This window comes from Tumebacillus amylolyticus (genome assembly GCF_016722965.1).
GTDB lineage: Bacteria > Bacillota > Bacilli > Tumebacillales > Tumebacillaceae > Tumebacillus > Tumebacillus amylolyticus.
Window position 1 is genome coordinate 1 of record NZ_JAEQNB010000014.1, and the last position, 10,427, is coordinate 10,427.

Annotated in this window: 5 protein-coding genes, 1 tRNA gene and 2 rRNA genes; 2 read left to right on the forward strand and 6 right to left on the reverse strand. The window is 54.9% G+C overall.

The window, feature by feature from the left end; genetic code table 11:
- The 3 genes from JJB07_RS23270 to JJB07_RS23280 form a co-directional block, all read right to left on the reverse strand.
- Positions 1 to 61: ribosomal RNA gene (locus JJB07_RS23270) — 16S ribosomal RNA — on the reverse strand; the annotation flags it as partial.
- 287 nt (positions 62 to 348) lie between these two features.
- A complete protein-coding gene (locus JJB07_RS23275; RefSeq protein WP_201638465.1) occupies positions 349 to 1,536 on the reverse strand; it encodes an ABC transporter permease in 1,188 nt (395 codons plus the stop codon).
- Positions 1,533 to 2,264, reverse strand: a complete 732-nt coding sequence (locus JJB07_RS23280) for an ABC transporter ATP-binding protein (RefSeq protein ID WP_201638466.1) — start codon at positions 2,262 to 2,264, stop codon at positions 1,533 to 1,535. Before JJB07_RS23280 ends, JJB07_RS23275 begins: the two co-directional genes overlap by 4 nt.
- Positions 2,265 to 2,430: 166 nt before the next feature.
- On the opposite strand from JJB07_RS23280, the gene JJB07_RS23285 reads away from it, so the two are divergent.
- Positions 2,431 to 2,664 carry an NHLP leader peptide family RiPP precursor gene (locus tag JJB07_RS23285; RefSeq protein ID WP_201638467.1) on the forward strand — a complete coding sequence of 78 codons (234 nt, stop codon included), beginning with the start codon at positions 2,431 to 2,433 and terminating at the stop codon, positions 2,662 to 2,664.
- A gap of 52 nt (positions 2,665 to 2,716) precedes the next feature.
- Here JJB07_RS23285 and JJB07_RS23290 read toward each other — a convergent pair whose 3' ends face one another.
- Positions 2,717 to 7,921, reverse strand: a complete 5,205-nt coding sequence (locus JJB07_RS23290; RefSeq protein ID WP_201638468.1) for an AAA family ATPase — start codon at positions 7,919 to 7,921, stop codon at positions 2,717 to 2,719.
- 140 nt (positions 7,922 to 8,061) lie between these two features.
- On the opposite strand from JJB07_RS23290, the gene JJB07_RS23295 reads away from it, so the two are divergent.
- Positions 8,062 to 10,143 carry a TOMM precursor leader peptide-binding protein gene (locus JJB07_RS23295; protein WP_201638469.1) on the forward strand — a complete coding sequence of 694 codons (2,082 nt, stop codon included), beginning with the start codon at positions 8,062 to 8,064 and terminating at the stop codon, positions 10,141 to 10,143.
- 56 nt (positions 10,144 to 10,199) lie between these two features.
- On the opposite strand, the gene JJB07_RS23300 is transcribed toward JJB07_RS23295, so the two are convergent.
- Positions 10,200 to 10,275 (reverse strand) — tRNA-Met (locus JJB07_RS23300).
- A gap of 44 nt (positions 10,276 to 10,319) precedes the next feature.
- Positions 10,320 to 10,427, reverse strand: a 23S ribosomal RNA gene (locus tag JJB07_RS23305); the annotation flags it as partial.

Below are 10,427 nucleotides of genomic sequence, written 5' to 3' on the forward strand. Positions count from 1 at the left end.
CTTGCATGTATTAGGCACGCCGCCAGCGTTCGTCCTGAGCCAGGATCAAACTCTCAATAAAAGTTTGGTTCACTGACTCGAATCGATCTTCATCTATCACTCGTTTAGTTTTCAAGGATCAATGCTGTGCCGCCGAAGCGACTTAATCAAAATACCACATCTATCAGACATGCGTCAACTGGTAACTTCTTACGACTCTCATCAACCGCATCACTCGCGGCGACAGGGACTATCTTAGCATGCCCGCCGCCCCTCCCTCAATCACACGCCTCGAACAAACCCAAACAAATCTTCGCCACCAAACAAATAAAGTGCCGATCTCTCCCGAAATCGGCACTTTACCTCGATCTACCCCTTCACAATCAAAGACTCCCTGCGGAACAGTTTCGATGTTACAAGCACAGCCAAGACGGCGAACACCACCGAACTGCCGAAGACCATCAAAACATGCGTCAGGTCTAAGACTCCATACAGCACTTCTTTCATCAAAGCGGTCACATTCAGCACCGGCAACAGAAAATACTGCACCGGAATCTCTTGCGCAGACAGCATCATCGTGGCATACACCGGCACCATCGCCACGATCATGAACGGCGCCAGATACGTTTGTGCTTCCTTGTACGTCTTGGCAAGAGACGACACGCCAAGCATCAGGGCCCCAAACATGATCGCCAGGAAAAACAACGCCCCGAGGATCAGTCCCACATCCCCCGCCGAGAGAAATGACAAGGAGAAACTCGCATCTTGATTGCCCGTAATCCTCGGCATATTCTTCATCGTCCCGACCATCGCCAGCGTAGACACCAACGCAGAGACGAACGACATCGCCGAGACGGTGAACAGTTTCCCCGTCAACACCTGCCGCGCATTCACCGGCGCAGTCAGCAAAGCTTCCAACGTCCCGCGCTCTTTTTCCCCCGCCATCAGGTCGGTCGCAACTGGCATAGCTCCCGTCACACACGAGAGTACCAACAAAAGCGGCACGATAAATCCAAGCGCACTGCCTGCTTTTTGATTGTCATCAGACGCATCCACCGATTTCACATCAAGCGGCGTAATGGCCTCAACCGGAATTTGCAACTTCGTAAGACGTTCCGCCGCCATCTCTTGCCCAAGCCCTTGTAAAGCGCCTTGTACAACCCCATGCGCCACTTCCGATTTCTGGTTCGACGGATCGTACGCGATCGAGACAGTGGCGGGCGTCTCAGCCTGCACCTGCTGATCGAAGAGCTCATCGATGGTGACGACGGCACGGACGTCCCCATTTTTCAACGCTTGCATCGGGTCGCTTTCTTTCACGACATGCACGTCGGGTACTTTCGTGATCGCTTGCTCGACACGCGCGTTGTGTCCGATCAGCGCAACGGTGATGTTTTTCTTGGCATCTTCGGCAGCCCCTGCCTGCAGCTTGGCAATCAGCAACATCAAGCAAGGCATCAGCAAAAGCGGCAACAAAATGGAACCGAGCCACATCTTGCGGTCAGAAGCCAACTCCTTGATCTCCTTGCGAAAAACGATCCACCATCCTCGTTTCATCGCGCTCCCCCCGTTCCGATCAGCTTCATGAAGATCTCATCGAGATCACGACTCCCATGGTCGGTAAACAACGTCTCCAACGTCCCGTTGAACTGTACCTCGCCCCGATGCAAGATCACGGCGCGGTCGCACAGGCGTTCAACCTCGCTCATGATATGAGAGGAGAACAGAATCGTTTTGCCCTCGGCTTGAAACTCCTGTACCAACCGGCGGAACATGTTCGCAGCGGTGATGTCCAGACCTGACGTGGGTTCATCGAACAGCACGACGGCCGGGTCGTGAACCACGGAACGGGCGATGGCGACTTTTTGCCGCATGCCTTTGGAAAACCCGCCGACTTTACGGTCCAGAAACTCCATCATCTCAAACCGCCTCGCCAACTCTTCCGTCCGCAAGCGGATCGTGCGGTCATCCATTCCGTACAACCGACCGAAATAGGTGATGTTCTCGCGGGCCGTCAATTTTTCATACAACCCGGTTTCCCCGCCAAACAGAATGCCGATCCGCCGACGCACGTCCTCCGGGCGTTTCACCGTGTCGAGATCATCCACGACGATACGCCCCTCCGTCGGCGTCAATACGGTGGAGATCATTCGAAGCGTCGTCGTCTTACCGGCTCCGTTTTCCCCAAGCAGACCGACCACTTCTCCACGACCTACTTCAAAACTCAAGTCGCGGACAGCCGGCACGTCCTTGAATTTCTTGGTCACCCGATCCAACAAAATCATCCGTTTCTCCCCCTTACCTCGGTTCAACTCTTTCCCTCGCAACGTATCCCAAATCTTGTCACTCGTCAAGTTTTTTTCATACGTAAAAATATGATCTGGTATTTCATGTAAAACAGTGTATAATTGAAAGTAAACACATACCTTAAATGATCAGGAGGACAGCAACATGCATACGCATAAAAACTACGGCGAAGTCGTGGCCAAAGCTTGGTCCGATGAGAGCTTTAAAGAACGTTTGAAACAAGACCCGCACGGCGTTCTCGCGGAGCACGGCATTGAAGTTCCGCAAGGTACGCAAGTGAATGTCGTGGAAGATACCGACTCGGTGCAACATCTGGTTCTGCCGCTGAAGACCACGTCCGGCATTAATCCGATGACCTCGAAACTGTGTGACGGCTAAGACCTGCTTGTAAAAAGGAGACTGCCCCTTTGATGAGGCAGTCTCTTTTTTCTCAAGAATTCCGGCTGCGGTGCCAGTACATCTGTGCAACGGGATCGTCCGGGAAACTATCCAGATACGAGGCAAAGCAAGCCCGTGCCTCTTCCCATTGGTCATTCCAGTATGCGTGATATCCTTGTTCGTACACAGGCAACAATCGCTGCTTCGATTGGAACGCATCCTGCGGGTCGGCTTCATACACTTCGTACAGTGTCACCGCACTCGTCCGACCGCGCACGGCGACCAGATCAACGGGACGCATCGCATACCGCTCCGGATGCTTCAAGCGGGAACGGGTATGCTCGCTGATCAGCAACGGAACTTTGTAGGACTTGGTCAGCTTTTCAATCCGTGCCGCCACGTTCACCGCGTCGCTGATGACCGTGGAGTCCATCCGCTCATAGCCTCCAATCGTGCCCAGCATCAGGTGCCCGCTGTTCACCCCGATCCCAATGCGAATCATCTCCCGCCCTTCATTCAGGCGTTGTTCATTGTAGATGTGCAACTTCCTCAGCATCGCAATCCCCGCCCGCACGGAGTCGTCCGCCCCTTTGTCAAACAGTGCCATGATCGAATCCCCGATGTATTTATCCACGAATCCGCCATTCTCCTTGATCACCGGTTCCATCCGACGCAAAAACCCATTGAGAAAGAAAAAATTCTCCTCCGGCGTCATCTGCTCCGACAACGCCGTAAAAAACCGAATGTCCGCAAACATCACCGTCATGTCCTTCTCCACATGTTCGCCCCATTCGACGTCCGTGATGCTTTTTTTCCCCAAGAGACGGAGGAACTCATGAGGGACGAAGCGGCCATAGGCTTCATTGAGCAGAACTTGGCGACGATATAGTTCTGCATTTTCGATCGAGACGGCCGTCTGAGCGGTAAGCAGGTTCATAACCTCTAAGCGATCTTCTGTAAATCCGTTCGTCATGAGGTTGTTCTCCATATAGATCACGGAGATCATGCGACCTTGGTTGAAAATCGGCAAACAGAGAATCGACTTCGGCTCCATCTCGCGGACGTAGGAACACTTGCCGAACACATCGTCCCGAACGGCATCGTTCAACACGACCGCCTGCTGCAAGCGGGTTACATATTGCAAGATCATCGGCGAGAAATTCTCCGCATCTTGCCACGGAATCGGTTCGCAGATCTGCACATGCCCCTCCTCCGGCAACTTGCGGGCCACGATGTTCAAACCCTCGTCAGATTGCATGAAGAACACGACTTTTTGCGCCCCTGCGTTCTCTACGACGATCTCGATCAATTTTTCCAGCAACCGTTCGAGGACGATCTCGCCTGAGATGGTTCGCGCCGCTTTCAAGACCGACATGAAATCGATGCTCTCTCTGGTTGGCGCACGCTCTGCCTGCTGTTGCAAAAGTGCCGGATAATCGGCCTCCAACTGCCGAGCTTTGACTGTCGCCCCCCATTGCAGGTATCCGTAGCGTGCCCCTGCCAGATAGGGCACGGCGAGATGTGGCTTGCCAAGCCCGAGGTAAAACTTGGCCGCACATTCATTGGCGATGGCGACATGATGCAGATAGCCGTTTTGAGAAGCGGCGGCAATGGCTTGGTCGTACAGGTCCATTGCCTCTCGCACCTGTCCGCCGACCTTTGCACCTTCCGCTTCCATCAACAACGAGCGGTGTAAAAAGTTGTCCGGGCATACACCGGCCAATTTTTTCATCTGTTTTCGGTAGCTCTTGAATTTTTTGAGCTGCTCTGCGGTCGGCGAATGGACGGCGGCAAACGTCAGCGCGTACAGGAACGGAAAGTCTGACTCGGACTGCACCACTTCTTCGGAAATGGAAGGCATGAGGTTGAGAATGGCCTCGTGTTCTCCCGCCACGTACAGCAAGAGGATCTTGCAATGGTAGTACCACGTTGGCCAAAGTGCCGCTTGCTGGGGCAAGACGTGCAACCGATACGCCTCTTCGTCAAAGTCCTCATACGTCAAGTTGGCCGTCCCTTCCGTCACACCCTGCAAGTTGTAGATCAACCCAAACGTGATCTTGATCAAATAGAGAATCCAAGCGGACTGACTGCGCTCGAACGTTTTCATCAAATTTTGCAAATCGCGCTTGATCTCCTCAAGAGGCGTTCCGCCGTAGACTCTGCGTTGTGCCCAGTCGGCGAACGAATAGACGGCGCGCATCAACTCGCCCGCATCCAGACACAGTTGCGCCCCTAGCCAGAGCGCCTCTTCAGACGCACGGTTGTGCGTGGTCCAACGTTGAATTTCGTTGGCGTAAAATTGCAGGCTCCGATAGCCCCGCTCTCCACGACGGGCGAGGACGGCACGCTCCATCTCCACACCCAGCCGCCCCAGCGCATCGGCGGTTTCATAATCCCCCAATTCCGTCAAGACCATCACCCCGATCCCGACGTAGGCTGAGCCCGTTTTCTCTGACAATCCGTGCTCCATCGAACTTTCGATCATCTTGACCCGCAGCGCGTGGTACAAGTCTTGGTCGAGATGGTAGGACGGCATGCCCATGATGTTCATCATCTCGACTTGCGCGATCACAATCGGGTCGGACGCCATCGGCGCGTTGATCAGCTGCTCAAAAGGTTGGTTGAGCACCACGTCCTTCAACTTCTGATAGAAACGCCACCGAGCCGCCCGGCTCATGTGCAAGGACTCATGGAAACCCAACGCCCGCAAACCTTCCACCCCGGTACGCAACGCTTCCTCCATGCGGTCGGAGAAGTTGTACAGGCGAATCTTGATGATGTAGACCACCGATTTTTCGAGCGCCGTTCGGGCGTTTTCCACAACTTGCGTGAAGTACGTCTCCGCTTTCGTCACGGCCCCGCACAGATACTCGGTCTCGAACCGTTCCTTATGCAGTTCCATCGCCAACGCATACTGAGTCTCCCAACAGGCGTCCGTCAGCAGTTCCATACCTTGCGCGATATGATCCAGCGCTTGCTCATAGGCGGTGGAAACTTTCAACCGCCGACCCGCTTCGAGGTTCAGCCATGCCAACTCTTCGCGTTCCTCCGCCCCTGTGATCCAATCCTTTGCTTCATTGAGGTGGTTGACCCGCTCAAACAGTCGATCTTCGCGATCCACCAGCCAGCGCCCCATTTTTTGATGAACCGTTTTACGGGCTTCTTCGGAGAGCAAGCCGTACGCCGCCTGTTGGACGCGATCATGCAGAAATTCGAACGAGACAGGGAGGCTTTCCAGATAGTCAGGCTCCACCTCACCCTCTCGGATGTCGTAGAGCCATTTGTACGCTGAACCTTTGGAGAGCAAGATGCCCTCCTCCAACGCCCACAGCAAGTCGTCCGCCACTTCGGACAGTTCGCGCCCGAGCACCACTTGCAGCGATTGCAAATCAAACGTTCCACCCAAGCAGGCCGCCACTTGCACCACCTCTTGCGTACTTGCCGGAAGTTGACGAATCTTGTGCAAGAGCAGATCGACTTGGTTGGCGCTGACTTCCATGCGCCGAATCGCCTGTTCGTCCCAATTCCATTCGCCCGTCGTCTCCTCCAAGCACAGATGGCCTTGCGTGTACAGACTCTGCAAAAATTCTTTTACAAAAAGCGGGTTGCCCCCGCCCTTCTCCATCAGCACGTGGGAGAAGCGCAAGGCACGCTCCGCTGAACAGCGCAACGCATCTTGCAACAGTTGCTGAACGTGATCCACTTGAAGTGGCGAGAGCAAGACGTCTCGTATCAACCCTTCGGCGCGCATCGTGTGAACGACGTTGGTCCACCGGTCGGGCAATTCGTCCTCGCGGCAACTGCCGATGAACAGCAGATGTGTAAGACTTCGGTCGGACAGCAGAAACGACATCAACTTGAGCGTCGCTTGGTCTGCCTCTTGCAAATCATCGAGGAACACCACCAACGGATGTTGCTCAGACGCGAACACGCTGAGCAAATTCTGCAACGCCAAACGGAATCGGTTGTTCGCTTCGATCGTAGGAACTTGCGCCACCGCGGATTGCTCACCGACGATCAGTTCCAATGCGGGCAACACTTCCGTGAGCACGGGCAGGTTCACGCCGACAGCCTTGCGGATCCGATCAGCCCAGACTGCAATGCTGGAATCACTCTCTGCAAGCAACTGATGAACCAATTGCTCCAACGCTTGCAACAACCCCTGATATGGCTCCTGCTTGCGTGAATCAAACTTGCCGATGAGAAAAAAGCCGTGATGTTGCATGACGTATCGCTTAAATTCTTGCCCAAGTGTCGATTTGCCAAGCCCCGGTGCTCCGATGATCAGCAAACTTTCATAGGCACCCTGCCGGATGCGTTCGTAGGCGGAGCAAAGCGTCCCCATCTCCCGCTCACGTCCATAGAGCACGTCGGGGATGCGGAAATGTTCGGAACGGTCCGCCTCCCCGACCGGGAAGTCGTCGATGATGCCGTCCGCCGTGAGTTGGCGGAGGCATTTTTCCAGATCGTACTTGAGTCCGTAGGCGCTCTGGTAGCGGTCTTCCGCATTCTTGGCGAGAGACTTCATCACGATGTCGGAGAGCGTCTCCGGGATGTCCATCAAAAGCGACGGCGGCATCGCTTCGGCCGTGAGATGCTGGTAGATCAAGTTCACAGGATCTTCTGCGCGAAACGGCAACTGCCCGGTCAGCATCTCGTAGAACATCACGCCCAGCGAATACAGATCCGAACGAAAATCGGTCGGTCGATTCAGCCGTCCCGTCTGCTCCGGCGACATGTACGGGAGCGATCCTTCCAAAAAGTCAGGCTGGACCAACTCCGAGCGCTCCCCCGACAACAGCGAGGCACTCGAAAAATTGGTCAGTTTGACGACCTTCAACTGTGAATGCACGAAAAAGTTGGCCGGCTGGAGGTCTTTGTGAAGGATGTTCTTGCGGTGCAGGTGCAACACCGCATCTGTCATGCGAATTCCAATCTCCAAAAAGGAATCGAGGCTCAGCGGCCCGTTCTTCAACAATTGCTGAAGCGTCTCGCCGCCACAGTCCTCCAAGATCATCCACCACGTGTGTTGATACGGCTCCAATATCAAGGGAGCGAGCACACCGGGTGACGCAGCCCGCCGGGTCATTTCGTATTCGCGCTTGAGCTGCAGGACGTCCTTCGGAGCCGGATAGTCCGCCTGAAAGGTTTTGATCAGGACCGGCTGTTGCGCCGTTTTGGACTGCGCCCGGTAGAGAACGAACTTTTTCTCCCGGTGCAGGATGTCGTTGACTTGAAAATCGGCGACAGGTAACAATGAAGTCCCCTCCAACTCTGCTTGAATATCAGGTAGGCACCTTCTTATTATAATCTACAGTAAATCTTTAGTCATGGTGGTTTCTGCTTGTTGATGTATACTTACTAATGAAAACTATTCGGCTGAAAAGGACTGTGCAGATGGAGAAGCCAACACTAGATGCGAAGTATCGTATGGAAGTCGTGGATGCCCGGAGAGTCGTGGTGCTCTCAGAGATGGGATCGGAGTTTTTTGAAGGGAGCGCGTTTGTGAAGTTGCTCCCTTTTTTGCAAAAGGGCGTTGAGAAGTCTGAGATCGTGGAGAGATTGCGCGAGGAAGTGCCGGCGGCGGAGGTTTATTATGCGTTGTTGGTGTTGGAGCAAGCGGGGGTGTTGAGCGAGGCCGAGGATGCGAGCACAGCCCGTCTTTTGGAAAAAACGACGGTGTCCCTCACGTCGTTCGGCCCCGTCGGTGAAGAAGTGCTGGCACGGTTGAAGCGGTCGTTGGAGCAGGTCGGGCTGTCCGTGATGGCAGGGTCGGAGGACGACGGCGATTTCCTGGTGGTGTTGACGGATGATTATCTGCGAGAGGAGATTTCCGGGGTCAATCAGCGTGCTATGGCGAGCGGACGTCCGTGGATGTTGGCGAAGTTGAACGGGTCTGTGCTCTGGATGGGGCCGGTGTTTCGTCCCGAGGAAACGGGATGTTGGGAATGTTTGGCGCAGCGATTGCGCGGAGAGCGGAGGTTTGCCGGAAGTTTGGAGTTTGCAGATTCGGGGTTTGAATGGACGGCGCGTGAAGTGGTCAAGGCGATTGCTCTTGGGAACCAGCATGAGTTGCACGGTGCCGTTCGAACGTTTGACCTGCACGCGATGGAGATTCAGACTCATCACTTGGTGCGCCGTCCGCAATGTCCGGCTTGCGGGGAGCCCATCTCGATTGGTGAAACACCTGCTCCGTTTGAGTTGACTTCACAGCGAGTGCTTGCAGGCGAATACCGTACCGCAGCTCCCGAAGAAACGCTGCGTAAGTTTGGACACCACGTGAGCCCGGTCACAGGAATTGTGCGCAAATTGGAGCGTTCGAACAAAGGGTCATTCGAGGGGTTGGTTCACAATTACGTGGCAGGTGTGAACCATGCCGGAGGTCGCGGGCTTCGTTCCTATAGTGGAGGTAAGGGTGTTACGGATGGACAAGCCAAGGCGGGGGCGCTTGGTGAGGCGCTCGAGCGATACTCCGGACGGTTTCAGGGAGACGAGCGACGCGTGCAAGCGAGTTTTTTACAAATGGGTGAGTTGGCGGTGCATCCGAATTCGCTGATGTTGTACAGCGAAGATCAGTTTGCACGGCGGGACGAGCTGAATGCGCGCAATGTGTTGCCCGGTCGGCAGATACCGCTCCCGTTTGATGAGAATGCAGTGCTGGAGTGGACGCCCGTTTGGTCGATGACGGAGCGGAGATTCAAGTACGTGCCGACGTCTTCGTGTTTTTTTGGCTATCCAAGTCCGGTGTACAGCCATGCCGATTCGAATGGATGTGCGGCGGGAAACTCGGTGGAAGAAGCGATCTTGCAAGGCTTTTTTGAACTGGTGGAACGGGATCATGTGTCGCTCTGGTGGTACAACGGTTTGAAGCGAGGAGCCGTGGATGTCGAAAGTTTCGGGTTGGGGTATGTGAAGCGGTTGAGAGAGCACTATCGGATGCTTGGGCGGGAGTTCTGGGTGTTGGATCTTACGCACGATCTTGGCATTCCGACGTTCGCGGCGGTCAGTCGAAGGGTTGAAGGGGCGACAGAGGATCTTTTGTGCGGGTTTGGGGCTCATTTCGATCCGGAAGTGGCGCTGTTGCGTGCCCTTACCGAGATGAACCAGTTCCTCCCGGCCCTCGCGGAGCGGGAACGTCAAGATGAGATCACCCGTTGGTGGTGGCGGACGGCTACTGTGGAGAATCAGCCATATTTGAGACCTGATAACGGAGTTCCTGCGAAGCGGGCTTGTGATTTTGCGCAAGTTTCGATGACAGACCTGCGGGAGGCGGTGTTGCAGTGCCAAGCGATCGCGGAAGCCAAGGGTTTGGAGATGCTCGTGCTCGACCTCACCCGACCGGACATCGGCTTGCCCGTGGTGAAAGTGATCGTGCCCGGTCTGCGCCACTTTTGGAACCGCTTTGCGCCGGGCCGATTGTATGAGGTTCCGGGTGCCCGTCAAGAAAGCGAATTGAACGCAATCCCCGTCTTTTTCTAAGCAAAAAAAGACCTGATCCGCAGCACGGATCAGGTCTTTCATTTTTGTATTGCGTTTGGTTGCGGGGACAGGACTTGAACCTGCGACCTTCGGGTTATGAGCCCGACGAGCTGCCAACTGCTCCACCCCGCGATAATGAAACCGGACGGCAAACTTTGTGTTGTGATTCAAGAACTTAGGATAAGCCCTCGACCGATTAGTACTGGTCAGCTGAATGCCTCGCGGCACGTACACCTCCAGCCTATCAACCCTGTCGTCTACAGGGGGTCTTACCACGTTGACCG